The sequence below is a fragment of the Sphingobium sp. TomTYG65 genome, assembly GCF_055395525.1.
Window position 1 is genome coordinate 1,077,992 of sequence record NZ_AP027330.1, and the last position, 24,462, is coordinate 1,102,453.

General features: G+C 59.3%; 25 protein-coding genes, 2 tRNA genes and 2 pseudogenes. 15 read left to right on the forward strand and 14 right to left on the reverse strand.

The window, feature by feature from the left end:
* Window positions 1-27: 27 nt before the first annotated feature.
* On the reverse strand, window positions 28-723 hold the full coding sequence (mtgA, locus tag ACZ5Y5_RS05265) for a monofunctional biosynthetic peptidoglycan transglycosylase (RefSeq protein ID WP_464810132.1): 696 nt from the start codon (window positions 721-723) through the stop codon (window positions 28-30).
* 155 nt (window positions 724-878) lie between these two features.
* On the opposite strand from mtgA, the gene ACZ5Y5_RS05270 reads away from it, so the two are divergent.
* Together ACZ5Y5_RS05270 and ACZ5Y5_RS05275 are read left to right on the forward strand one after the other, a co-directional pair.
* Window positions 879-1,619, forward strand: coding sequence for a methyltransferase (locus ACZ5Y5_RS05270; RefSeq protein WP_464810133.1), 741 nt, complete (start codon window positions 879-881; stop codon window positions 1,617-1,619).
* Window positions 1,616-1,903 carry a methyltransferase gene (locus ACZ5Y5_RS05275; protein ID WP_464810134.1) on the forward strand — a complete coding sequence of 96 codons (288 nt, stop codon included), beginning with the start codon at window positions 1,616-1,618 and terminating at the stop codon, window positions 1,901-1,903. Before ACZ5Y5_RS05270 ends, ACZ5Y5_RS05275 begins: the two co-directional genes overlap by 4 nt.
* A 56-nt stretch (window positions 1,904-1,959) precedes the next feature.
* On the opposite strand, the gene rpoH is transcribed toward ACZ5Y5_RS05275, so the two are convergent.
* Together rpoH and ACZ5Y5_RS05285 are read right to left on the reverse strand one after the other, a co-directional pair.
* Window positions 1,960-2,871, reverse strand: coding sequence for an RNA polymerase sigma factor RpoH (gene rpoH, locus ACZ5Y5_RS05280; RefSeq protein WP_464810135.1), 912 nt, complete (start codon window positions 2,869-2,871; stop codon window positions 1,960-1,962).
* Between the two features lie 76 nt (window positions 2,872-2,947).
* Complete coding sequence (locus ACZ5Y5_RS05285; protein ID WP_464810136.1) at window positions 2,948-3,898, reverse strand: RluA family pseudouridine synthase; 951 nt, start codon at window positions 3,896-3,898, stop codon at window positions 2,948-2,950.
* Window positions 3,899-3,915: 17 nt separating this feature from the next.
* Here ACZ5Y5_RS05285 and ACZ5Y5_RS05290 point away from each other — a divergent pair, with 17 nt between their 5' ends.
* Window positions 3,916-4,317, forward strand: coding sequence for a M67 family metallopeptidase (locus tag ACZ5Y5_RS05290; RefSeq protein WP_464810137.1), 402 nt, complete (start codon window positions 3,916-3,918; stop codon window positions 4,315-4,317).
* Between the two features lie 90 nt (window positions 4,318-4,407).
* A complete protein-coding gene (locus ACZ5Y5_RS05295) occupies window positions 4,408-5,061 on the forward strand; it encodes a histidine phosphotransferase family protein (RefSeq protein ID WP_464810138.1) in 654 nt (217 codons plus the stop codon).
* Between the two features lie 73 nt (window positions 5,062-5,134).
* On the opposite strand, the gene ACZ5Y5_RS05300 is transcribed toward ACZ5Y5_RS05295, so the two are convergent.
* The 7 genes and pseudogenes from ACZ5Y5_RS05300 to ACZ5Y5_RS05330 form a co-directional block, all read right to left on the reverse strand.
* Window positions 5,135-5,587 carry a DUF1993 family protein gene (locus ACZ5Y5_RS05300; protein ID WP_464810139.1) on the reverse strand — a complete coding sequence of 151 codons (453 nt, stop codon included), beginning with the start codon at window positions 5,585-5,587 and terminating at the stop codon, window positions 5,135-5,137.
* Between the two features lie 255 nt (window positions 5,588-5,842).
* Window positions 5,843-7,111 carry an ATP-dependent Clp protease ATP-binding subunit ClpX gene (clpX, locus tag ACZ5Y5_RS05305; protein WP_464810140.1) on the reverse strand — a complete coding sequence of 423 codons (1,269 nt, stop codon included), beginning with the start codon at window positions 7,109-7,111 and terminating at the stop codon, window positions 5,843-5,845.
* A 132-nt stretch (window positions 7,112-7,243) separates the two neighbouring features.
* A complete protein-coding gene (gene clpP / locus ACZ5Y5_RS05310; protein WP_464810141.1) occupies window positions 7,244-7,879 on the reverse strand; it encodes an ATP-dependent Clp endopeptidase proteolytic subunit ClpP in 636 nt (211 codons plus the stop codon).
* Between the two features lie 88 nt (window positions 7,880-7,967).
* Window positions 7,968-8,945, reverse strand: a complete 978-nt coding sequence (locus ACZ5Y5_RS05315) for a glycosyltransferase family 2 protein (RefSeq protein ID WP_464810142.1) — start codon at window positions 8,943-8,945, stop codon at window positions 7,968-7,970.
* A gap of 131 nt (window positions 8,946-9,076) precedes the next feature.
* Complete coding sequence (gene tig / locus ACZ5Y5_RS05320) at window positions 9,077-10,684, reverse strand: trigger factor (RefSeq protein ID WP_464810143.1); 1,608 nt, start codon at window positions 10,682-10,684, stop codon at window positions 9,077-9,079.
* Between the two features lie 67 nt (window positions 10,685-10,751).
* Window positions 10,752-10,836 (reverse strand) — tRNA-Leu (locus ACZ5Y5_RS05325).
* Between the two features lie 195 nt (window positions 10,837-11,031).
* Window positions 11,032-12,264: pseudogene (locus ACZ5Y5_RS05330) on the reverse strand (tyrosine-type recombinase/integrase); the annotation flags it as partial.
* 181 nt (window positions 12,265-12,445) lie between these two features.
* Between ACZ5Y5_RS05330 and ACZ5Y5_RS05335 the strand changes: the two are divergent.
* From ACZ5Y5_RS05335 to ACZ5Y5_RS05345, 3 genes are all read left to right on the forward strand, one after another.
* Entirely contained in the window at window positions 12,446-13,123 is a 678-nt protein-coding gene (locus ACZ5Y5_RS05335; protein WP_464810144.1) for a DUF4145 domain-containing protein, read from the forward strand.
* A 3-nt stretch (window positions 13,124-13,126) separates the two neighbouring features.
* Complete coding sequence (locus ACZ5Y5_RS05340; protein ID WP_464810145.1) at window positions 13,127-13,699, forward strand: hypothetical protein; 573 nt, start codon at window positions 13,127-13,129, stop codon at window positions 13,697-13,699.
* A 381-nt stretch (window positions 13,700-14,080) separates the two neighbouring features.
* The gene (locus ACZ5Y5_RS05345) at window positions 14,081-14,773 is read left to right on the forward strand and encodes a hypothetical protein (RefSeq protein WP_464810146.1); all 693 of its coding nucleotides are present in this window, start codon (window positions 14,081-14,083) and stop codon (window positions 14,771-14,773) included.
* A gap of 342 nt (window positions 14,774-15,115) precedes the next feature.
* Here the strand turns inward: ACZ5Y5_RS05345 and ACZ5Y5_RS05350 are convergent, their stop codons facing one another.
* Window positions 15,116-15,391 carry a hypothetical protein gene (locus tag ACZ5Y5_RS05350; protein WP_464810147.1) on the reverse strand — a complete coding sequence of 92 codons (276 nt, stop codon included), beginning with the start codon at window positions 15,389-15,391 and terminating at the stop codon, window positions 15,116-15,118.
* Window positions 15,392-15,496: 105 nt separating this feature from the next.
* Here ACZ5Y5_RS05350 and ACZ5Y5_RS05355 point away from each other — a divergent pair, with 105 nt between their 5' ends.
* From ACZ5Y5_RS05355 to ACZ5Y5_RS05370, 4 genes are all read left to right on the forward strand, one after another.
* Complete coding sequence (locus ACZ5Y5_RS05355) at window positions 15,497-15,682, forward strand: hypothetical protein (RefSeq protein ID WP_464810148.1); 186 nt, start codon at window positions 15,497-15,499, stop codon at window positions 15,680-15,682.
* Window positions 15,683-16,162: 480 nt separating this feature from the next.
* A complete protein-coding gene (locus tag ACZ5Y5_RS05360; protein WP_464810149.1) occupies window positions 16,163-16,354 on the forward strand; it encodes a hypothetical protein in 192 nt (63 codons plus the stop codon).
* 158 nt (window positions 16,355-16,512) lie between these two features.
* Window positions 16,513-17,106, forward strand: a complete 594-nt coding sequence (locus ACZ5Y5_RS05365; RefSeq protein ID WP_464810150.1) for an RNA polymerase sigma factor — start codon at window positions 16,513-16,515, stop codon at window positions 17,104-17,106.
* On the forward strand, window positions 17,036-18,049 hold the full coding sequence (locus ACZ5Y5_RS05370; protein ID WP_464810475.1) for a FecR family protein: 1,014 nt from the start codon (window positions 17,036-17,038) through the stop codon (window positions 18,047-18,049). Before ACZ5Y5_RS05365 ends, ACZ5Y5_RS05370 begins: the two co-directional genes overlap by 71 nt.
* Here the strand turns inward: ACZ5Y5_RS05370 and ACZ5Y5_RS05375 are convergent.
* Complete coding sequence (locus ACZ5Y5_RS05375; protein ID WP_464810151.1) at window positions 18,046-18,744, reverse strand: NAD-dependent deacylase; 699 nt, start codon at window positions 18,742-18,744, stop codon at window positions 18,046-18,048. The two genes, ACZ5Y5_RS05370 and ACZ5Y5_RS05375, sit on opposite strands and share 4 nt — an antisense overlap.
* Before the next feature lie 121 nt (window positions 18,745-18,865).
* On the opposite strand from ACZ5Y5_RS05375, the gene dapB reads away from it, so the two are divergent.
* From dapB to ACZ5Y5_RS05395, 4 genes are all read left to right on the forward strand, one after another.
* Window positions 18,866-19,630, forward strand: a complete 765-nt coding sequence (gene dapB / locus ACZ5Y5_RS05380; protein ID WP_464810476.1) for a 4-hydroxy-tetrahydrodipicolinate reductase — start codon at window positions 18,866-18,868, stop codon at window positions 19,628-19,630.
* Between the two features lie 7 nt (window positions 19,631-19,637).
* Window positions 19,638-20,297, forward strand: coding sequence for an endonuclease III (gene nth / locus ACZ5Y5_RS05385; RefSeq protein ID WP_464810152.1), 660 nt, complete (start codon window positions 19,638-19,640; stop codon window positions 20,295-20,297).
* 106 nt (window positions 20,298-20,403) lie between these two features.
* A complete protein-coding gene (locus ACZ5Y5_RS05390) occupies window positions 20,404-20,790 on the forward strand; it encodes a hypothetical protein (RefSeq protein ID WP_464810153.1) in 387 nt (128 codons plus the stop codon).
* Window positions 20,791-20,864: 74 nt separating this feature from the next.
* Window positions 20,865-20,941: transfer RNA gene (locus tag ACZ5Y5_RS05395), tRNA-Arg, on the forward strand.
* Window positions 20,942-20,965: 24 nt separating this feature from the next.
* Here the strand turns inward: ACZ5Y5_RS05395 and ACZ5Y5_RS05400 are convergent.
* Window positions 20,966-21,439: pseudogene (locus tag ACZ5Y5_RS05400) on the reverse strand (methylated-DNA--[protein]-cysteine S-methyltransferase); the annotation flags it as partial.
* An 86-nt stretch (window positions 21,440-21,525) separates the two neighbouring features.
* Window positions 21,526-24,423 (reverse strand): M16 family metallopeptidase, encoded by a 2,898-nt coding sequence (locus tag ACZ5Y5_RS05405; RefSeq protein ID WP_464810154.1) that lies wholly within the window; start codon window positions 24,421-24,423, stop codon window positions 21,526-21,528.
* Between the last annotated feature and the right edge of the window lie 39 nt (window positions 24,424-24,462).

A 24,462-nucleotide genomic window follows, 5' to 3' on the forward strand; every position in this document is an offset into this window, starting at 1 on the left:
CGAAATCCACGCCCGCTTCGCCCTGCCTCACCGCAGACAGCTATCCAACCCATCCCGCTGCACAATACCAATCCGGCTGGTGATGCTGTTCCCGTAGCGCCGGGTAAATCCCGTGGGCGCAATTGCAGCGCGCTTCTTGGGCAACGGCAGCACCGCGGCGATCTTCGCTGCCTCCGCTCGGGTGAGTTGGCCCGCGCCATGATGAAAATAGCGCATCGCTCCCGCCTGCACCCCATAGGTGCCGATGCCGGTCTCCGCGACGTTCAGATACACTTCCATGATCCGCCGCTTGCCCCATATTGCTTCGATCAGCATCGTGAACCAGGCCTCAAAACCCTTTCGAATGAAGCCGCCACCTTGGAACAGGAAGACATTTTTCGCTGTCTGCTGACTGATAGTCGATCCGCCGCGGATGCGCCCGCCGCTGGCATTATGGCGCATCGCCTGAGCGATTGCGACCGCGTCGAAACCATGGTGGCTGCAAAAGCGGCTGTCCTCGGCCGCGATCGCTGCTCGCGCCATGTCGGGATCAATCTCGTCCAGGCTGACCCAGTCCTTGGTGATGCCATTCGGATCGAACAGCATGGTCAACGTCACCGGTGGCGGCACAAAGCGATATATCAGCGCGAAGAGCAGCGACAGCGCGATAAAGCCGCCGATGACCTTGAAAATGATGGAAATCCAACCGGAACGGCGGCGGGGAGCGGCAGAGGAAGGACTCATGCGCCCGTCGTAACGCGATCGCGCGTGCGTTCAAGCGGCACAATGCAAGTGGCTCATCCCTCATTGACGTACGCGTCAGAGAGCATCCGTGCTATGCTGCTTGAAAAGGGTCGCTGCTGCCTCGCCAAATGCCTGCTTGATGCAGAGGAGAGTTTATGCGGTCCGATATTTCACCCGCCTACATTCTGCAAATCGGCATGGGGTTCTGGGCCTCCAGAACATTGCTCAGCGCGGTCGAACTTGGCCTGTTCACGGAACTCGCTGAAGGCCCGAAGACGGGGGTCCAGTTGGAGCAGGCGTTAGGTCTGCACCCACGCGCGACCTATGATTTCCTTGATGCCCTGGTCTCGCTTGGGCTGCTTGACCGTGAGGGCGATGGCCCGGAAGGGGTTTATGCCAATACGCTGGCAACCGCAGCCTTTCTTGACCGGAGAAGTCCGGAATATATCGGCGGCATCCTTGAGATGGCTGCAGGCCGCCTTTTCCGCTTTTGGGCGGACCTCACCACCGCGCTAAAGACCGGGAGGCCCCAGAATGAGATCAAACTGGCTGGCCGGTCGATGTTCGACACTCTCTATGCCGAGCCCGCACGGCTCGAACAGTTTATGGATGCCATGAGCGGCGTCTCGATGGCGAACTTCGAAACCTTCGCGCAAAAATTCGACTTCAGCCCCTATCGCACGCTTGTCGATATAGGCGGGGCGACGGCGCAACTTTCCTGCTTCGTCGCGGGGCATCAGCCCCATATGCGCTGCGCCTCCTACGACCTGCCCGTCGTTCAGCCCATTGCAGAGCGGCGCATCAGCGAAGCCGGATTGGGTGAACGGGTCAAAGCAGGATCGATAGACTTCTTCGACGATGAATTTCCCAACGCAGACATCATTACCAAGGCATGATCCTGCACGACTGGAATCTCGACGCGAAGAAGATGCTCATCGCGAAGGCGTATCGCGCGCTACCGGATGGCGGCGCCTTCGTAGCGATCGAAAATATCATCGATGACGACCGGCGGCAGAATGTCTTCGGGCTGCTGATGTCGCTCAACATGCTGATCGAATTCGGCGAAGCATTTGACTTCACCGGCGCCGATTTCAGCCAATGGTGCCTTGAGGCAGGCTTTTCCCGTTGTGAGATCATGCCGCTGGTCGGCCCGGCAAGTGCTGCCATCGCCTACAAATAGAACCGAGAAAAAAGCCCCGGATCATTCCGGGGCTCCTTCATTTCACATTAGGATGATCAGGCCAAAGCCAAACGTATCTTGCCGATCCGGTCGCCAGCTATGCGCATCATCGCCTTCTGCAACTTCTCAAAGGCCCGCACCTCGATTTGGCGCACGCGTTCGCGCGAGACGCCATAGACCTGGGATAGTTCCTCCAGCGTCTTGGGCTCTTCAGCCAAGCGCCGCTCGGCCAGGATGTGCTTTTCCCGGTCATTGAGGTCGTCCATTGCCTCGACCAGCATGTCGTGACGCAGAGTCTTTTCCTGCTCGTCCGCAACGCGCTCGTCCTGCAACGGATCGGTGTCGGCCAGCCAATCCTGCCATTGACCTTCGCCATCTTCACGCATCGGAACGTTGAGCGAGGTATCTCCGCCCATCGCCATGCGGCGGTTCATGGAGATAACGTCTTCCTCGGTCACGCCCAGATCGGTCGCGATCTTCTTGACGTCATCGGGATGCAGGTCACCGTCCTCGAACGCTTCGATGTTATTCTTCATCCGGCGAAGGTTGAAGAATAACTTCTTCTGCGCCGCGGTGGTGCCCATCTTCACAAGGCTCCAGCTACGGAGGATGAATTCCTGGATGGACGCACGAATCCACCACATGGCGTAGGTCGCTAGGCGGAAGCCACGATCGGGCTCGAACTTCTTTACACCCTGCATCAGGCCGATATTGCCTTCGCTGATCAATTCGCTCACCGGCAGGCCGTAACCGCGATAGCCCATGGCGATCTTTGCCACCAATCGCAGGTGCGACGTCACCAGCTGCGCAGCCGCCTCGGGATCCTGATGTTCAGCATAACGCTTGGCGAGCATATATTCCTGCTCGGGAGCCAGAATCGGAAACTTGCGGATTTCCGATAGATAGCGGTTGAGGCTGGCTTCACCGCCCAGCGTCGGCACCGCGGGGACATTGCTTTTATCAGCCATGTCGCTTCACCCTTCCTTTCATGCGCGGCGGGACCCAGAAGAGGCGTCCGATGCACCGTCGCAAACTTGTCAAAACCTATACGAGAAGCTCGCTTAACAGTTCCTGCATGTCGGTAGGCAGTGCACTGTCAAAGCTGAGTTTTTGCCCCGTTACCGGATGTATGAACCCCAGCCGTTTCGCGTGCAATGCCTGCCTTTTGAAACCCAGCGTTTCCAGTATTGATTTGAAACCTTTTCTGTCTCTACCGTAAACCGGGTCGCCAATCAAGGGGTGTCCCAGATGCGCCATATGCACGCGAACCTGGTGTGTCCGCCCGGTTTCCAGCCTGCATTCGACCAACGCTGCTCCACGAAGCCGCTCCAGCACACGATAATGGGTCACAGCATGCTTGCCACGCCCTTCGCGATGCACGGCCATCCTCTTGCGATCGGCGTCCGAACGGCCGATCCATGTATCGATCGTCCCGGCAGCGGGCTGTGGTATGCCAAAGACAATCGCAGAATAGAGGCGATCGATGCTGTGCGTCTTGAACTGCTGCGCAAGGCCCTCATGAGCCTTATCCGATTTAGCAACGACCAAAAGGCCGGAAGTATCCTTGTCGATGCGATGGACGATGCCAGGACGCGCTACGCCGCCGATCCCGGATAGCTGCCCTCGGCAGTGATGCAGCAGGGCGTTGACCAGCGTACCGTCCAGGTTGCCCGCCGCCGGATGCACGACCAGCCCAGCGGGCTTGTCCACTATGATCAGGTCGGCATCTTCATGCACAATATTGAGCGGAATGTCTTGTGCGATGGCTTCGGCTTTGACTGGCGGGGGCAGCGCGATAGCGAAAGCCTGTCCAGCCGCTACCTTCATCGACGGATTGAGTGCGCGGCCCTGTGCCGTCACCTGACCTTCGACAATCAGGCTCTTCAACCGCTCGCGCGAAAGCTCCGGCAGCAGATCGGCCAACGCCTTGTCGAGCCGAAGCCCATGCTGCGCTGCGCCGATCGTCGTTTCGATGATGGAATCCCCCGAACCCATTGAGTAAGCATGTAGGAATGAAGGTCGGAATTTCAAGGTCGCTGCTGGAACAAATCATGTCCTTTGCGGCAGCGGACGATAGAGAAGTTTGCGGACTGCTCCTCGGCGAGCTCGGTCGTATCAAGGAAATCCGTCCAGCCCTCAATGTCGCTGCTGATCCCGCGCGGCATTTCGAGTTGGACCCCGCGACTCTCCTCGCCGCGCACAAGGCTACCCGCGCCGGCGGGCCCACTATTCTCGGCCATTATCATTCTCATCCCTGCGGCCTTGCCGAGCCTTCCGCCACGGATGCGGCCAGCGCCGCGCCCGATGGCAGCCTCTGGCTCATCATCGGTCGGGGTGAAGCGCGCCTATGGATTGCGGCCGCTGGCCAAGGCGGCGGGGCGAGCTTCATCCGCGGCTTGCTCGATATCATGTGAGGCAAAGGCGGCAGGCCGGGGTTGCATCATCCAGCCGGGCAGCGCATTAGCCTGTCATCCTTCCAGTTTTCACCGGCGGCAGCATCCTTCATGACCAATCCGACCGACAGCATCGAATTTGCCAGCCTGCTCTGTTCACGTCTCTGTCACGATCTGTTGAGCCCCGTGGGCGCGCTCAACAACGGGCTGGAGCTTATGGCGGATGAGACCGATCCGGAAATGCGCCAGCGCTGCCTCGACCTACTGGGCGATAGCGCCAAGACTTCGGCCAACAAGCTTAAATTCTTCCGCTTGGCTTTCGGTTCGGCGGGCGGTTTTGGCGATGCCGTTCCCACGCACGAAGCCCGTGTGGCGATCGAAGGCATGTTCGCCCAATCAGGCAGGGTGAAGATAGGCTGGCTTGTCGAGGATGACATGCTCGACAAGTTGCCTGTCAAGGTCCTGCTGAATCTCGCCCTGATCGCTGGCGACGCACTGGTGCGCGGCGGCCAATTGGATATCGGCGCAGAAAAGCGGCCGGGGGTGACGGAGATCGTGGTGCGAGCGGAAGGGCCCAAGCTGGTGCTCGACCCGGACCTGCGCTCAGCGCTTGCAGGCACGCTTCCCGTCGAGGGCCTCGCCTCCCGCACAGCTGCGGCCTGGATGGTCCGTAGTCTAGTGACGAACGTTGGCGGCGAAATCGCTCTTTCCCCTGCAGGTGAGGCGGTGCTGCTGTTTGGCGCGTCGATCCCCGATCAAGGCTAGTCTTCGGCTGCTGCACCCTGTCCGCTGGGTCGATCCCACCTTTCATAATCGCATTGCACCAGAGAAGCGCCTCTCAGCCGTCGAATATCGTAGGCGTAACGGTGCGAAAGTGGAAATTCGGCAGCGAGAAGGAGAGGATGCGGGTTTCAGACGTTAAAGCGAGCATTCGCGCTCCGATCTGAAGGTTCTGGCCCTTGCCCGCCCACGCGTGACATCCCCAACAGTGAAGGTCCACCCTGTCAATCATGGCTCTCAGATCAGCGGGGATATGGGCAATCAGTGCTGGCGGGGCAAACACGCCGGCCCTGGCTGCTTCCAGGCGCTCTACAGCATGGTGCCACGCAGTTTCGATCTGAAAGTGAAACTGCGTCATGTCCCTTAAGAGACGAGCGTTACAATCGTCAGAATCGCCTCCGCTACTGATGCAACAGGTGATCGCGCGATCAAGGAAACCGCCGGTCGCCCTTAGGACAGGCAGGAAGGTTGGCACGCTTAGATCAAATAGTGATATCGCGGACTGCCGCACCTTGAGCCAGTTCGGCGCACACGCATAACAGCGCGGCGCGAAATAGCGCGAAGCGCTATGGATGGTCTTGTAGGCTTCGAGGTGCGATCGCCCAAAAGCCGCTCTCGAACACGCATTTAAAAGGACAGGCAGGGCTTCACTAGGCTCCGCTCAGCAGGTCTTCCCATCCGCTCCGAATTCCGGCTCTTATCTCTCAAGAAAAAGGCCCGCCTGGACTACTCCTGGCGGGCCATTCACATGCGATCTTGAGCCGACTTAGGCGGCGTCTTCGGCACGCTTGTCTTTTTCGCTGAATACGCGAATCGGCTCCTTGGTTCCGGCGACGACATCCTTATCAACCACCACCTCGCCTACGCCTTCCATTGACGGCAGGTCGAACATGGTATCGAGCAGGATCGCTTCCAGGATCGAGCGCAGACCGCGCGCGCCCGTCTTGCGCTCGATCGCCTTCTTCGCGATCGCAGTCAGGGCGTCGTCGGTGAAGCTGAGTTCGACATTTTCCATGTCGAAGAGCTTGGCATATTGCTTCACCAGAGCGTTCTTCGGTTCGACCAGGATCTTGACTAGCGCCGTCACATCGAGGTCTTCCAGCGTTGCGATGACCGGCAGACGGCCGACAAATTCAGGAATCAGCCCGAACTTCAGCAAATCTTCCGGCTCGCTCTGACGCAGCAATTCGCCGGTCTTCCGCTCTTCGGGTGCAGCGACATGGGCACCAAAGCCAATCGACTTGGCCTCCAGACGGTCGCCAATGATCTTTTCCAGACCTGCAAAAGCACCGCCGCAGATGAACAGGATGTTGGTCGTATCGACCTGGAGGAACTCCTGCTGCGGATGCTTGCGGCCGCCCTGCGGGGGAACCGAAGCGGTCGTGCCTTCCATCAGCTTCAGCAGCGCCTGCTGCACGCCCTCGCCCGACACATCGCGGGTGATCGACGGATTCTCCGCCTTACGGCTGATCTTGTCGATTTCATCGATGTAGACGATGCCGCGCTGCGCCTTTTCGACATTATAGTCGGAGGCTTGGAGCAACTTGAGGATGATATTCTCGACATCCTCACCCACATAGCCAGCCTCGGTCAGCGTGGTGGCGTCAGCCATGGTGAAGGGCACGTCGAAGGTCTTGGCCAGCGTCTGGGCGAGCAGCGTCTTGCCGCAACCGGTCGGTCCGACCAGCAGAATGTTCGACTTGGCCAGCTCCACCTCGCCCGGCTTGGTGCCGTGATTGAGGCGCTTGTAATGGTTGTGGACAGCGACCGACAGGACACGCTTCGCCCGGTTCTGACCGATCACATAATCGTCCAGCACATCGCAGATTTCCTGCGGGGTCGGCACGCCGCCATCCTTCTTGCCGACGAGACCGCCCTTGGTCTCTTCGCGAATGATGTCGTTGCACAGTTCCACGCACTCGTCGCAGATGAACACGGTCGGCCCCGCGATCAGCTTCCGCACCTCATGCTGCGACTTCCCGCAGAAGGAGCAATAAAGCGTGCTTTTGGAATCAGAGCCTGTAAGCTTAGTCATTCGCCAATCTTTCCTCCCTGCCCTTCGCGGAAACCGCCGCTGGCGAGGGATGTTCTGGTCCTAGGATCATCCTAGACCGCGGCACGCCAGTTTCACAAGGGGAGAAAGCGGCGCGCGCGATTAAGATCCATGTTAACCTTCTGCCGTCTCGGGAGCTGCCGGACGACGATCAAATACCTCATCCACCAAACCGAACGCCTTTGCTTCGTCCGCTTCGAGGAAGGTGTCGCGATCCATCGCCCGCTCAACCTCTTCCAGCGACTTACCGGTATATTTGACATAGAGGTCATTGAGGCGGCGGCGAATCCTAAGGATTTCCTTGGCCTGGATCTCGATGTCGGACGCCATGCCCTGAGCGCCACCGGACGGCTGATGCACCATGATGCGCGCGTTGGATAGCGCGATGCGCTTGCCCGGTTCACCCGCAGCCAGCAAGAAGCTGCCCATCGAAGCCGCCTGACCGATGCAGACGGTGCCGACCTGCGGACGGATATATTTCATGGTGTCGTGGATCGCCATACCGGCCGTCACCACGCCGCCGGGCGAATTGATGTACATCCAGATGTCCTTCTTCGGATTTTCCGACTCGAGGAACAACAGCTGGGCGACGATCAGCGACGCCATATGATCTTCGACCTGGCCGGTGATGAAGATGATCCGTTCGCGCAGCAAGCGGGAGTAAATATCGAAACTGCGCTCGCCGCGGTTCGACTGTTCGATAACGATAGGAACCAGCGCGGCCATGGGATCAGACATGATATCGGTCATTTTGCTCTTTCAGGGTGATTTTTGCCCGGTCTCTACATCGGCACAAAAGCGAACGGGTTCAAGGGGTCCTGTGAAGCCCAATGCAGCTTCAGCTACGCGGTCCAAAGTCGGACGGTGCGCGGAAGGTGAGATAGGCTAGCCTTCGCACTTCGCGGCGTCCACGCACCACCGTATCAAGTATCAGTCCGCACATGCCGGACAGCGTAGCCAGGATCATAAGGCCTGTCACCAGGATCGCGGTCGGAAAACGAGGGACGAGGCCCGTATCGAGATAGGTAACGATCAGCGGAGTGGCCAGGACCAGCCCGACTGCGGCGAGCAACGCAGCGATCAGGCCGAAGAAGAGAATGGGCTTTTCGATGCGGAAGAGCGTGAAGATCGTCCGCAGGATACGCCAACCGTCGCGGTACGTAGAAAGCTTGCTCACCGATCCTTCGGGCCGCGCGCCATAGGCCGTGACAACCTCAGCCACCGGCATGGCGAGTTCCAGAGCATGAACGCTAATCTCCGTTTCGATCTCAAAACCCGCAGAGAGGACGGGGAAGCTCTTCACGAACCGGCGGGAAAAGACGCGGTAGCCGGACAGTATGTCGGTGAAGCTGCGGCCGAAAAGCTGTTTGAGCAGGCTAGTGAGCGCCCAATTGCCGAAGCGATGTCCGCGACGATAGGCTTCCTCAATCTCGCTCCGGCGGGCGCCGACGACCATGTCCAAATTGTCGTCCAGCATGGCAGCGACAAGGCGCGGCGCCGCTGCGGCCTCATAGGTCGCGTCTCCATCCGCCATGACATAAATGTCGGCGTCCACATCAGCGAACATGCGGCGGACCACATGGCCCTTCCCCTGCTGCGCTACGCGGCGGACGATCGCGCCTGCATTGGCGGCCAATTCGCGACTGCCGTCCGTACTGTTATTGTCGAAGACATAAACCTCGGCTGTCGGGAGGGCGCGTTGGAAATCCTCCACCGTCTGCACAATCGCACCCGCTTCATTATAGCAGGGAAGGATGACAGCTATGCGCGGGCCTTCGACGCCCTGCCCGCTCACCACCGCCGGAAATTCTTTCATCAGCCCCACACCTTCCGCCGAACGCCCTCGCATGGACGGCCGAGATTAATATTTCCTCTGCCACTCACCAAAGGAAAAGCGCCCGCGCTTCCAATGAAGCCGGGCGCTTGTTCGTTCAAGCCATGACGGCCTTATTCAGCCTTGGCAGCGGCCTTCTTGGCAGGAGCCTTCTTCGCCTTGGGCTTTTCCTCGGCGTCCGCTTCTGCAGCCACAGCATCGTCCTTCTTGGCAGCAGCCTTCTTTGCTGGAGCCTTTTTGGCGGGCGCTCCTTCAGCAGCTTCGGCAGCAGGTGCTTCCTCAGCTTCAGCCGCCTTCTTCTTCGGCGCGGCCTTCTTCGCCTTGGGCTTGTCGCCATGATCATGATGATCATGGCCGCAGCCCGGGCCATGAACGTGCGGCTTCAGATCGCCATCTTCCGCCTCGATCGCGGCTTCTAGCTCTTCACGGCTGACGGCGCGGTCGGTGACTTCAGCCTTGTCGAACAGGAAATCGACGACCTTATCCTCATACAGCGGCGCGCGCAGCTGAGCGGCGGCCATCGGGTCCTGGCGGACATATTGGACGAAACGCTCACGGTCCTGCGGGCTATATTGCTGGGCGGCCTGCATGATGAGGCGGCTCATTTCCTGATCCGAAATGGTGACACCGTTAGCCTGACCGATTTCCGAAAGCAGCAGACCCAGGCGAACGCGGCGGACGGCGATGGCGCGATAATCTTCCTTTTCCGCTTCCATCTCAGCGAGAGCAGCAGCCGGATCTTCCTCATGGCCCGCTTCATGCTGAAGCTGTGCCCAGATCTGATTGAACTCCGCTTCCACCATGCTCGGCGGCACGTCGAAATCATGGGCGGCGGCGAGCTGATCAAGCAGCTTGCGCTTCATATAGGTGCGCGTCAGGCCGTTATGTTCCTGCTCGATCTGGCCTTTCAGCAGCTCCTTGAGCTTGTCGAGACCCTCAAGCCCCAGCGACTTGGCGAAATCATCGTCCAGCTTGGGCTTATCGGCGTTCAGGATCGCCTTCACGGTGACGTCAAAGGTGGCTTCCTTGCCGGCGAGGTGGGCCGCGCCGTAATCTTCCGGGAAGGTAACAGTGATCGTCTTTTCATCGCCCTTCTTCACGCCGGTCAGCTGCTCTTCAAAGCCCGGAATGAACTGGCCCGAGCCGATCTTCAGCTTCACGTCCTCGGCCGAACCGCCTTCAAAGGCTTCACCATCGACCTTGCCGACGAAATCAATGGTCAGCGTATCGCCGTCTTTCGCCTTGTGGCTGGCGGGATGCTCTTCCAGAGCGCCCTGCTGAGTCGCGATGCGACCGGCGGCTTCATCGACCTGCGAATCGGCCACTTCCGCCGTCAAACGTTCCAGCTTCAGCCCCTCAATGCTGGGGGTCTCGATTTCGGGCAGGACTTCCAGCTCGACCTTCACTTCAGCATCGTTGCCGAACTCGAAGCCTTCATCCAGTTCGACAGATGGCTGCATCGCGGGGCGCAGCTTGTTATCGGCGATCAGCTTTTGAATGCTTTCCTGGATCGAATTGTTGAGCGCGTCCCGCTGCAGCGACTCGCCGTGCATCTTCTTGACGAGGTTGGCGGGAACCTTTCCAGGGCGGAAGCCGGGCATGCGCACCTGCGGTGCGATCGAGGCCACTTCCTTTTCGACGCGGGCGTCGATGTCCTTCGACGTGATGGTCACGGTGTAGGCGCGCTTCAGGCCCTCGTTCAACGTCTCGACAGTCTGCATCTCTTCTCTCAAACGCTTTCTTCAGCTGAATTCAGGTGGCGCCTGACATGATTTGGGCCTGGCGCACTGGTGCGGGCGAAGGGACTCGAACCCCCACATCTTGCGATACCAGAACCTAAATCTGGCGCGTCTACCAGTTTCGCCACGCCCGCATCGGCCGCCGGTGCTGTTTTACTTGGGTCCGCGTAACCTTCTTCTCGGTCCAGAATGCGGTAAATTGAGGCAATTCCCTCGCCCCCACGTCCCACACTCTGAGCGCTCCCAGATAAAACTCCGGGCGCGGAAATAGCAGCATCGAACGCTTGCGCAAGCTTAAAAGCGTCGGAGAGCATGGAGTCGTTCACGTGGGCATAGCGGAGCGTCGTTTCGATCCGCTTGTGGCCCATGAGCTTTTGAATGACCCTGAGATTGATGTTGGCCTGGACGTATCGTGTTGCCCTTGTGTGACGGCAGGCATGAAAAACGAAATCCTTGTCACCCTTCAGGCCGATAGACGCTCTGGCCTTATCCCATTCGTGGCGCAAGCGAGCTTTGGTGGGCATCCCGTCACGAATGAGGCTCAAAAGGTCCTCACGCCGCTGAGGACCTATAGGGACCGAACGAGGCTCAGCGTTTTTCGTTTTCCATAGGTGGACCCATTCCGCCGCTACCTGTTTCTCCTCCAGCATCAGGATTTCCGAACGGCGCATCCCGGTCTCAATTGCCACGCCTATGACCTTAGCAACGTCCTCAGGGGCAGCGTCGATCATGTCGCGCTCCTCATCATGGGAAAGCTCATGTTGCATCCCCCAATGACCCATGAGCGTAGCCAAGCCATCGCAAAGGCCCGCGCCGCGCCAGCCCGACAATCGGCACGAAAGACGACGCCAGCCGGAACCCCTACCTGTCCTCGCTGCGCCGCTTCCTAGTCTGGAGCATGGAGCGAGAATATCGGACGGCGAAGCTCCCCAAGTTTGAATGGAAGGATGAGGACGAAGGTCGGATACGCTGGCTTCCCAAAAGCACCTGGCTTCCTCGCGTCGTTCTTCGTTTCTGCGCCCATTCGTCTCCTTCAGATGATCCAGACGCGAAAGGCACCTGAGATGACCGGGATTACAACAGGCGCGATTATGGCAGATATGGTCTACCTCCCACCCTGGAGGAATAGGTCCTCGCCTGGAGCGATAGCGGTTGATGGTGGCATCCGCCCTCCCACGCCCCTGTAGCTCCTCAATCATATCGTCAACATGGGGCGTGGCGATGGCGTCCAGGGGCATGTCCCCTACGATCTCCAGGATGGCCCCTAGCTTCTGGTAATTGCCCTCCTCCGCTGCCTTGCCGTGCCATAGGCGACCCTTGGCTTTTGTGATGGCTTGGGAGAACGTCATGGGCTGATGGTCCCTGGCGTATATCTCGACCGGGGATAGCTTGGGCCTGGCTGTTGTGTCGCCACTCTCCAGGCGGGCAAATAGCTCAGCTTCCAGCTCCTTCGCCTCAGCCAGCGTATTCCTGCGCCCCCTGAGCCGCTTCTTGCCCCTCTGAGCCTCCACCGCAAAGCGTCCGGTTAGAACGCCGTTCTTACGATCCGGGTAGATGGACATGGAAAAGGGACACCTTTGAAGCCGCTGGACTCCCCATAGTCGATGATGAGGAGTCTAGGAGCAAGCTCAAAGAGCGAGCGGTAAAACATTGAGTCAGAACGGGACGATTGCACCAAGGAGGCGATATAATTATACGAACACACCGGGAACAACCATCTTGGTTTTGCGGGGGATCATACAAGTGAATAATGTTATCCGTCTGGTCGATCCACTAACGGATTTGGAACGCTGCCCACAGTGCGGGGCATACAAGCCTACCTTAGAGTTTCTCCACGCAGATGTAGACCTAAGAGGAGGCAAGAGCGCAGGTCTAGGCTGGGCGGTTTATCGCTGCTCTGGCTGTTACAACATCGTAGCTTTCAAGGCCAAACTTTCGCGACCAGCCAGCCATCAAAGTTGGACAGCCTATTTTCACGTTAATCATTTTGCCGCGATCGAGATGCTACCTGCCGGTAACGAGAAAGCGGCGGACGCACTTCCCAACAAAGCCGCCACGTATCTTCAGCAAGCTATCAATGCGATCCATGCCCCTGATGGCGCTGTCATGCTGGCAGGCTCTGCAGTTGATGCCATGCTGAAAGATAAGGGCTATAAAGAGGGCAGCGTATATGGCCGCATTAAAAAAGCCGTTGAGGACCATCTGCTTACGAAAGAGATGGGAGAATGGGCGCATGCGGTGAGACTGCAAGCCAATCAGCCGCGCCCTGCTGATGAGGAGGACCCGCACGCTACGATTGAGGAAGCTCGTCAGTCGATTGAATTTGCCAAGGCCTTGGGCGACTTCCTCTTTGTCCTTCCCGCACGGATAGCCAGTGGGACCCAAGCTGCTGAGGCTGCATCCAGCAACTCGGGACATTGATGCATGAGCGCCGAGCCGAACGGACAGGCACCTACTGTCTCAGATAACGAGATCGCCATCGCGCAGCTATTCGTCGAAAAGCTGGCCAGCAAACAGGCTGAGGCCGGAAAGTGGATGTTAGGCTCTCTATTGGTGATTAACGGAGGCGCACTAGTAGCTCTTTTCTCAAATGAGAGCGTCGGCCCCGTTATGCTTAAAGCATCATCGACTTATTTTGTCGCTGGTATCGTTCTGTCCATAGTGACTGGCGCAATGTCATATCTGATGAACGAAATAGTCGCTCAAAGATACTTGTCGCGCATCGGCATAAAGCTGCACATCGCAGAGGAAGATGCAAAAGTCTACGAAGACAAATCATTGCATGGCTTCGTTGCAGTGACACTCCTTTTAGCGTCATCGGCTTCTTTAGGGGCGTTCATCCTTGGATCGGTAGCGGCATCAGACGCGGCATACTATGAGGACCAAGAATCATCCGCATCGAAAGCTCAAGAAGCTGCTGACAATGCTTCAAAAGCGGCAGATGCCGCAATGAACGCTGCTCTGGAAATGGCTAATAACGCGACCAGAGGCCGCTGAAGTTTCGGCAGGCCTCCCTGCTCTGCAAAGCCGGAACAACAACAATCAACAAAGGGCTTTAACCCTTTTTTTGAAGTCACCCCTGTCAGATGGCGTTGGGACTCCAGCCCCCTCGGATGGGACCCGTTAAAGATGGGACCCAACGCGATAGGGGTCCAATCGCCATCCCCTGCTCGGTAGGCTTCCACATTGCGGATAAGGCAACTCGCCAGCCAGGCTTCCCGCTTCGCTCAGTTGCCAGAGGTCGCAACGGGGAGGAACCAAGCCAAGGTGGCGAGGGATGCCCTTAGGAAGCTCTCAGATGAGGCCAGGGACGCCCCATTCTTCGCTAAGCGTGAAGCTGATGCAGCCAAGGCCCAAGCGGCGGACGATGCCGCACGGATGGCCCAGGAAGGCCGCAGAATCGGCATTGCTAACGACCTCCAGGACATTGTGGGCGATGGCGGCTTCAGGTCCTCCGTCTATGAACGGACGGGGCTTAGGCAATCGGCGCAGGATGCGGGGATTCTCCGCCTCTACCATCAGGGCGCGATCAGCGAGGAGGCTTACAAGGCTTTCCTTGCTGACCCGGCGAAGCTCATGGAAGGTAACACAGGAAACGCCATCATCGATCGCCTTGGGGCAATGGCCGAAAAGGGAACGCTGAAGCGAGACCCGAACTGGACCCCGCGCCCGAAGGTCCCCATGTTCCAGGGCCAGCCGCCAGCGATCTATAGCGCCGGGGAGGTAGCGCCTCAGCCTTGGGCCACTGAGGGCGGGGGGATGGCGATCGATATTGTCGCTCCTGCTGCGCCCACATGGAAATCCAGCGACCAAGGCATCACTGAAGCCCAGCGGAACTTCGCGAAGGCTTATGAGGCTTGGTCTGATGAATTGGACAAGGCCGCTCCAGACCGGGATGCAGTCAATTCCCTGTATGATGCCAAGGAGAAAGCTGGTCGCATCCTGGATGCTGAGATTTTCCAGCACGGCCAACAGGCGCAATCCGGTCCTGCTAGAGCCCTGAAGGCCCTGTTGAAATTGGCATTTGTAGGTATTGTCCAACGTTGGATTGTTGTGGCCCTGGCGTCGTGAGTGAGGCGCAGGGCGAGAGGCAGCGACAGGACCCTAGCTATAGGTCAATGTTCGCTGTTTTTCGGAGGGCGCTAAGTCGCGCTCCGGGTAAATGAGGGTTTTATTCCAGTTTTCGGAAATCCGCCGAAACGGACGCTTTCTGCGGGACGGCCCCGAGGATCATGCGGGACAGGGCCGTTATAAATCTCAAGGGGTCTGATGGTTAAGAGGTGCCTTTAAGGTAAAACGCCCGTCCCCGTAGCCTTAGCAGCCGGGTCAACATGGAATAAGCCCTCGTTAGGGCGCGGCCCTGGGTAAATGAGGGTTTTAGCTGCCTAGCGGGTAAATGGGGGTTTTATTCCCTCATCGCGGCGCAGCCTCATAGCTGGCCCCCTGGCTTGCGGCCTCTACCTCCTCCACCGCCGCCTTCAGATCGGGGACGACATAGCGCCAATTCTCCCCGTCCAGCCTATCGGCTTGGGTCCTGAGGTCACTAACCGCTGTGTCCAGATCATCAACCCGCTCAGAGAGCCGCCGATACATTAGCTCCGCCCGGTCTGCCCTGAGGCGCTGCTTTTCCGTTTCGACGCTGGAGCCGCATCCCGCCAGCATCAGGACCAATACGGCAGAAAGGCTCATCCTCATGGCCTCGGTCTCCCCCTGCTAATGAGCGCTTCCCTTGCGGAATCCGCTCGCGTAAGTCGGTTCGCGTCTGAAATGAAATAGATAGCAGGAAAAGGCAATATGGAACTGATCGATGCAAAAGGCCAAAGCGCTCCTGTCACAGTGGAGCATATCGGCCCTGATAAAATCCGCCTTACGCAAACGGGAGAGGACGGGCGCATCAACAGCGTTGTTCTGCCGGTAGACCTTGCAATGGTGCGGGACATTGAGGGACATTTAGAACGCAGTTCACACAAAAATATCTGACGCGTCCCTCACCAATCTCATTTTTACTGTGAAGTTTCTTTGCGGGAGGGAAAGTAGATACTTGGTGAGGGGAATAGACCTCCCGACAGTATCGACAGAAAAGCCCAAGCAGAGATTTTTGGACCTGAGCCAAGAGGGCTAGAAGCAGGCGAAAGTATCGGGGACCCTACATCATGGGTCCCGATCAGAAGGTCTACGACTTCGATTTTTCCATTCACCGCACCGGGTCTCACCCTCACCCAAAGGCTTCAAGACTCGCAGGAAACTCAGGAATCCCGCGCTCTGGATCGAAGGCTGGGTCTTATTCGGTCCCGCCTGGGGGAACCTAAATCTGGCGCGTCTACCAGTATCGCCACGCCCGCATCGGCCGCCGGTCGGCGCGGCATAGAGAAAAGCATCCGGGGAGGCAAGCAATTGTGGATAAGTCCGGCGGGAACCCATTCAGCGCTCTGCGCGTAGCCATCTACAAAGGAGAGAAGCATGGCCACCCAGCCCGATCCAGAACCCATCGGCGTTCCGCCTCCGGACACGATCCAGCCGCAGTCGCCGCCCGAAACTCCTGCCCCCCGCACGCCCGACGAAACGCCTGGTGGAGAGCCGCCCGGATTCGTTCCCACACGGCCAGATTATGATCAGCCGGACCGCTCAATCCCAGAACTGCCGCCGGACTGATCCAAGCGGCCTCAGTTCTTCTGCTACAGCGAAAAGTTTTTTTCGCCAGCTGATACAAATCGCACACCCGGTGCTGGACAGCCCCGTGCAGGCATGATTGAACATTATTACAAATAAAAGAAAGCGGGAGAGGCGCGGCTGACATCAAGGGGGTCAACGTGCATCGAGTTCGCGCCAAATTGGATTGGTTCAAGACGGTCATATTGCCGCAGGAGGCTGCGCTTCGGGGCCGTCTGCGCAGGATATTGCCCTCAACGCATGAGTTGGAGGACATGGTCGCAGAGGTGATGGCTCGCGCCTATGCCACGGAAAACTGGGAAAATGTGACCACCGGCCGGGCCTATCTGTTCACTATCGCCCGCAATCTCGTCATCGACACGGCGCGGCGGAACAAAGTGGTGAGCTTCGAAACCATCGCCGACTTGGAACTGCTGCAGGGTGACAATAATGTCGAAGCGCAGCTTCACGCCCGTGAAGCGTTGCGGCAGGTCGAGGCGATCGTCGAATCGCTACCCACCCAGTGCCGCAGGGTCTTCATTCTTCGGCGCATTCAAGAAAGATCGATGATCGAAATAGCGGCGGAAATGTCTCTGTCCGTTTCTACAGTTGAAAAACATCTGGCCAAAGCCATCGCTATAGTTATGCGGGCATGGGCAGAACGTGAGGAAACGGATTTCGAACGTGCAAGCGTCGGGGCCAGGGTCAAACAGCAGGGACGAGATCGAGGCGGAAGCCGCGCGCCTGCTGGCTAGGCTTAACAGTGACCCGACCGCTGAGGACGAAGCCGCGCTTTGCGCCTGGGTCGAAGCTGATGCCCGCCATGCCGTAGCTTTCTCCCGCGCCGAGGCTGCTTGGGAAGCAGCCGAGCGGCTGAAAAGCGCCGCCGCTGACGTTACTTTGCCGCCGATGGCGGAAATTGTCAGCGAAGAAAGGCAGCGACGCCTGTCGCGCAACATCATGATCGCCGCGGCTGTCGCTGTGCTGCTGTTCATTCTCGCAGCTATCGTCACCGTACAAACCTTCAACGACATCGACCGTTACGACACTCGAGTCGGCGAAATCCGCACCATCGCGCTGGCCGACGGATCGCGCCTTCACCTCAATAGCGATAGCGCCGCGGAGGTACGCTTCACCAAAAACGGGCGAAAGGTCCGTCTGCTCAAAGGAGAGGCGGGGTTTGAAGTAACGCATGATCCGCAACGCGCGTTCGAGGTTGAAGCACGTTCAGCCCTGGTCCGAACGGTCGGCACAGCCTTCAACCTGCGCTTGCGTCCTGCGCTGATCGAACTGACGGTGACACAGGGCGCGGTTACCGTGCGCTGCGGCAATCATTCGCCGCGTCGCGTCGCCGCAGGCAATGGCGCGGTGCTGCAGCCGCGCAGCTTGGTGCTAACTCACCTCGATCCGAAAGTGATACGCCAACGCACCGCCTGGCGGCGCAAGCTGGTACAGTTGGACGGCGAAACGATCGAGCAGGCCGCCGGCGAATTCAACCGCTATCGGACCGCTCCCATATTGATTGGCGATACACGCGTGTCATCGCTGCGCATCGGCGGGCAGTTCCATATCGCCGATAGCGTCAAGTTCCTGTCCGCGCTCCAATCCCGCCTGCCCGTCCGTGTTGTCGATGGTGAGGACGGCTCGGTCATGCTGCTCTACCGCGACCTGCCCTCTGACGGGGCTGGCGGCGACTAAGCCAGCAGTTCCCGGACAAGTTCGGGCACCAGTTGGCTCGCTGGCCCGATCCGGCTTTCCTCGAAATAGAAGCTGCCGACGGATGGTTCCAAGTTAAGTTCGAGGGTGCGAGCGCCGACGTGGCGCGCGGTCTGGACAAAGCCTGCCGCAGGATAGACAGCACCGGAAGTACCGATCGACACAAAGAGATCAGCGTGTCGCAATGCCTCGTCGATCACCTCCATCTGATAGGGCATTTCGCCGAAGAAGACGATGTCAGGGCGCAAGCTGGGTTTGCCGCAACCCTCACAGTGCGCGCCAGGCGGCAGCGGGCCAGGCCATGGCTCCGCCCTGCCGCAGGACGCACACAGCGCCGACCGCAATTCGCCGTGCATGTGGATCAGACGCTTGGCCCCAGCCCTTTCGTGCAGGTCATCGACATTCTGGGTGACGATCAACAGATCGCCTGGCCACTGAGCGTCAAGCGCAGCCAGTGCCTGATGCGCGGGATTGGGATCGACTTCATGCAGCTTCGCACGCCGTTCGTCATAAAATCGATGCACGAGGGCCGCGTTACGCGACAGCGCTTCTGGCGTGCAGACCTCTTCGACATGATGTCCTTCCCAAAGGCCGTCGGGGCCGCGAAAGGTGGCAAGGCCGCTTTCGGCGGAGATACCCGCCCCGGTCAGGATCACGATATTGGCTATGTCGTCCATTCCCTGAGCCTATCGCGCCGCGTCCATCTTCTGCAAGCAAGGACCTCCCATGCTGGTTACAGATGACAAGGGCGGGACGTTCTGGCATCGGGCAGGCGGACATTTGGGGACCAGCGACACAATGACGAAGATCGGACTTTTCGGCGCAGCGGGCCGCATGGGGCGAGCCATCGCTCAGGTCGCGACCGAGGCCGGGCTGAAGATAAGCGGCGGCACGGATCGGGAAGGAAGCGGCGAGATTCTGCCGGGCTTAGCCATCACGTCAGATCCGTTGGCGTTGGCTGAACAAAGCGACGTGTTGATCGATTTTTCTGTGCCTGGAGGGCTTTCCGCTCATTTGGACGCCTGTGTCGCTGCGAGGAAGCCGATCCTTATCGGTACGACCGGACTTGAGCCTGTTCACCACGCGCTGATCGACGAGGCTGCCCGGCTAATCCCGGTGCTGCAGACGGGGAATACGTCGCTGGGCGTCAACCTGCTGGCGGCGCTGGTCGAGCAGGCAGCTTCGCGGCTTGGGGATGATTGGGACATCGAAATTGTCGAGATGCATCATCGGCACAAGGTCGATGCGCCGTCCGGCACTGCGCTTCTGCTCGGTGAGGCCGCTGCTCGCGGGCGGGACATCAGCCTGGCCGAAAATAGCGAACGTGGGCGGGACGGCATCACCGGCGCGCGGGCGCAGGGCACGATCGGCTTTGCTGCGCTCCGCGGAGGATCGGTGGCGGGTGATCACCAGGTCATCTTCGCAGCCGATGGAGAGCGGATCGAACTGGGCCATCGTGCCGAGAGCCGGATCATTTTCGCGCGTGGCGCAGTGAAGGGCGCGAGTTGGCTGATGAACCAGCCGGCCGGACGCTATGACATGAAGGCGGTGCTCGGCCTTTGACCCATCCATGAAAAAGGATCAAATTTTCGAATTCTTCAGCCGCCTGGCCGAAGCCAATCCAGCGCCCCGTACGGAGCTGGAATATGGAAACGATTACCAGTTACTGGTTGCGGTCGTGCTTTCTGCCCAAGCCACGGATGTCGGCGTCAACAAGGCGACCCGCACACTATTCCGCGAGGTCGAGACCCCGGCGCAGATGGTGGAACTGGGCGAGGAGGGGTTGAAGGCACATATTAAGACGATCGGCCTCTTCAATGCCAAGGCTAAGAACGTCATCGCGCTGTCGGAGATATTGGTGCGCGATTTCAGCGGCGAAGTACCACAAGATCGCGACATATTGACGACCCTGCCCGGCGTCGGCCGGAAGACAGCGAATGTAGTGATGAACACTGCATTCGGTCATGAGACCTTTGCAGTCGATACGCATATCTTCCGCGTCGGCAACCGAACTGGCCTCGCTCCGGGCAAGACACCACTGGCGGTCGAGCAGAAGCTGGAAAGGCGCGTCCCTGGACCATTCCGCCGCGACGCTCATCATTGGCTGATCCTGCACGGCCGCTATGTGTGCAAGGCGCGACGTCCCGAATGCTGGCGCTGCATCGTTGCCGACCTGTGCCGCTACAAACCGAAAACGCCTGCTCCGAAGGGAGCCCTAGCCACGGACTGAGCCTAGCGTCATTATCGAGCGGTTCAGCCAACCTATGCTAGATACAGGGACGGAACGCGCGATTTGGCGGCGTGTTACTCGTGACGATAATGAGGAGAGACAAACAATGTTCGTCCCCGCTTCCCCGGCCGTTCGCTTGGGCATGGCCGTGGCGCTCATGTCGCTGGTCGCGCCAGCTACGGCGAAGACGCGGCCCGACAATCTGGTAGCTTCCGGAAAGCCGGTCGATTGCGTTCAGATCAACAACATCCGTCAAACCGATGTTCGCGACGATCGCACGATCGACTTCATACTGAACGGCAACAAGGTGTATCGCAACATATTGCCGAACAGCTGTCCCAGCCTGGGATTTGAGCGCCGCTTCATGTACAAGACCAGTCTGTCCCAGCTTTGCTCGGTCGACATCATCACCGTCCTTTACAGTTCGCCCAACCTGATGCGCGGTGCGAGCTGTGGTCTCGGCAAATTCCAGCCGATGGTGAAGGCCAAATAGATTGGCGTGTCGTGATTTTGGTGCTGGCGTCAGCAGTTGCGCTTTGCTAAGCGGCCCTTCGCACCAAGCGATACGCACCCATAGCTCAGCTGGATAGAGCGTTGCCCTCCGAAGGCAAAGGCCAGAGGTTCGAATCCTCTTGGGTGCGCCACCCCCTCTCCTGCCGTAGCACGGCCTGTTCATGATGGAGCAGGTGCCGCTTGATCTCCAAGCCGCCTGCAAAGCCAGTCAGCGCCCCACTCGAACCCACTACCCTGTGGCAGGGCGCGATGATGGAAAGAGGGTTGCGGCCATTGGCGGCCCCCACTGCACGCGAAGCTGAAGGGCGGCCAATTTCCCGCGCTATTTCGCCGTAGCTGCGCGTTTCGCCAAAAGGGATGCGGAGCAACGCGGCCCAGACCACTTTCTGAAAATCCGTACCATGGAAATCGAGAGGAAGATCGAAACGGGTCAGGCGGCCTGAGAAATAGGCTCGCAACTGCCTGGCGGTTTCCAGGAGCAGAGGATGGCTCGGCGCTTCTTTCCCTCGCGCCAAGCGGACGCGGGTTGGATCGTCATTCTCCCACAGCAACGCCGCCAGTCCATTTTCGTTCGCCACCATGGTGAGCTTCCCCACTGGCGAAGCGAATATGCCGAACGCGAAGCTCATGACCGGTCCTTTCTTCCTGACGCGTTCCGACAATAAGGCGGAGTTACGCCGAGCGCCTCCCGTCTCTTGCTTTCAAAGGAGCCGCTTCAGCGAGCCTCTACCCCCTCGGGCAAAACGACGGCCGCCCAGCTCTTACCCGGCGACAGATATTTGGCCGCAAGTGCCTGAAGTTGAGCCGGCGTCACAGTCAACATATCCTGAGCCATCGTTTGCATCGCCTGCACATAGCGCGGGTCGTGCGTCGCCCCCTCCATTTGGTTCATCCAGAACGCGTTGCCGGTACTCGCACGCATTAGAAGCTGCCGCATCGGAGCGACTGCGCGTTGCAATTCGTCATCGCTTACCGGGTTCTTGGCGAGGTCGGCTGCCGTGTCTTTCACGACGCCATAGAAATATTTGACGCGATCAGGCCGCACCTGGCTGGTTACAAGGATGTAACCGCCACTCTCATAGGAGAATGGCCAGTTATTCTGCACGCTGGGCGAATAAGCGGCACCCTCTGTCGATCGGAGTTTGTCGAACAGGCGATCGTTGAAAATCTGAGTGAGAATTTCCAGCTGACGAGCTTCCTGGGTCAGCGCAAAGCCGCCTGCAGTGGGCCAAGCCATGACGGCTGCAGCCTGCTCCTTATCGCCCTTATGTCGCAGGATGACAGGGGTGGCGACCGGCGCCGGGAAGCGCATCTGCTTGTTGACGGCCGGGGCGGGAATATCCTGGCGCGGTGGCATCGCGCCAAAGGTCGCCGCAACCGCTGCGATCGCATCGTCGGCTTTGACTTGGCCGAAAATCTGCACCTCTATGGGGCCGGAGGCCAGCAGCGGTTCCCAGGTGGCGCGGAACTGCTGTGGCGTCAGCGCCTCAATTTCGGTCCGGGAAGGCGTGCGGAAGCGAACGTCCTTGTCATGCAGCAGCCAGTTGAGATCGCGGGCCAATACCGAATCCGGAGCTCGCGCCATGGCATCATAGGCGACAGCAGCGCCCGTCTTCACACGGGCTATCGGCGCAGGGTCCCAGCCCGGCGCAGCGAGCTTCGTGGCGAATAGTTGGAGCTGGTCCTTGTAGTCGGCAGGCCGCGTCACCGCTTGCAATTCGAAGGCATCGTCGTCGATCGAAAAATCCATGCCCATGCGGCGGCCATTGGTCAGGTCATCGAGTTCACGCTGACCGAGCTTGCCAATGCCGCTCGCCACCAGCGCATAATTCGCCGCCCAGCCGGGCGCGGGTTTGCTGGGCGAAAATGCCTGCTGGCCATGACCAAAGCGGACATTGATGCGGACCTTCTCCGTTTCGGCGTCATTGGCGAACAACGTCAGCTTCACCCCATTGGCGAAGACGACGCTCTCCATTCCCGGCAAGCCGACGGGCGTGCGAGAGACGACCCGTCCCGGAGGTCCGAGCTTCGGGAGGTCGGCCATGGTGATCGCCTTGTCCGCCAGCCGGGCATTGGTGGCGGCCTTGACGGGTGCAGCAACGGCGGCAGCTAGTTTGGCCTCCATGCCCGGCACCGTTTTCCCGGTGATCAGCAGCGCGCGGAATACGCCCGCGGTAAAAAGCCGGCGCGTGGAATCCAATATCTTCTGCGGCGTCATCGCCGGTTTGCCTGAGCGGAATATATCCAGCGCCGCCTGCGGGCTAACCGTGGTCTCACGAATATCGACCGCGCTTACGAGGTCGCTCGCTTGCTTCGCGCCTGCTTCAGTATCGGCATTCTCCACTTGGATCGCGAGCGCCGTGTCCAGCTGCACATATTCGCGATCGATTTCGAGCTGGCTGGGTGGAGTGGCCTTGGCGTCCTCGATGATCGCACGGACGTCGCCCAGCGCTTTTTCCCAATTTTCTCCCGTAGGCACGATCGTCACGAAAGTGCCGTCCGCCGAACGGCTGACATCCTGCTGATCAACGCTCGCCTGAATGAAGCTGCCGCCGCTGCGCGCCGCCTGCTCCAGGCGTCGGCTGATGATCTGCAGCGCCAGCATGTCCGTCAGCTTGTCCTGATTATATACGATGGTATCGGCATGTGGCTTCCACGGCCGGAGCCAGGCCATGGTAAGACCGGTCGGTGAGCCTGGCTCAACCGTGACTTTGGTGGCGGAAGCTTTGGGATCAGGCTCGCCGAAGTCGGGCAGCGAAGCCCCCTTCCCCGGCACTGACCAAGATGCGAAATTATCCTTGATGACCTGCTCAGCCATTGCAGGGTCGATGTCGCCCGCGATCGAGATCACCGCATTTTCCGGGCGATACCAGCGCTGGTGGAATGCCTCCATCTTCGCGGCCGTGGCGGCGTTAAGGGTGGCTACCGTGCCGATCGGACTGCGATCCGCGAGCGGCTGCCCCGCGAAAAAGTGGCGGCGGCTGGCATCGGAAATGCGCATCTGGGGACCGTCGCCTTCACGCCGCTCCGCCAATACGACCGCACGCTCGGCCTCGACGGCATTATCCACGATATTGGGATCGGCCATCATGCCGGCCAGGATCTTGAGGCTCTCACCCAAACTGGCCTGCGTCGCCTGAGGGAGATCGAGGGCGTAGGTCGTGCCGGTGGGCGTAGTCTGGGCATTGGAGTCGCTGCCGAAGGTCACTCCCAGCCGCTGCCAAATCCGCTTCGATTCGCCGTCCGGCACATGGCGCGACCCGCGAAAGGTCAAATGCTCCATGAAGTGTGCATAGCCCAACTCATGGGGCTGCTCCATCAGCGAGCCAACATCCATGCGCAGCCGGATGGAAACCTGCCCCGGCGGCACGCCGTTGCGACGGACTGCATAACGCAGGCCGTTGGGCAGAGTGCCGAAGCGCCATGCTGGATCGATCGGCACATCGCTATTTTCATAAAGCCAAGGGCGGACCTGTGCCCTTATATCGCTGGTGGCGACTGTAGATTTGGCGGTGACGGGTTCCGTGCGCGCCGATAGCGAAGCGGGCGATCCCGAAAGCAACAGCGCGAGGACGGACAGCGAAACGGCGGAGCGCCGGGGAGAAAAGCTCATGGCGCGATAGCCTAGAGCCAAAATCCTGAATGGCTACTG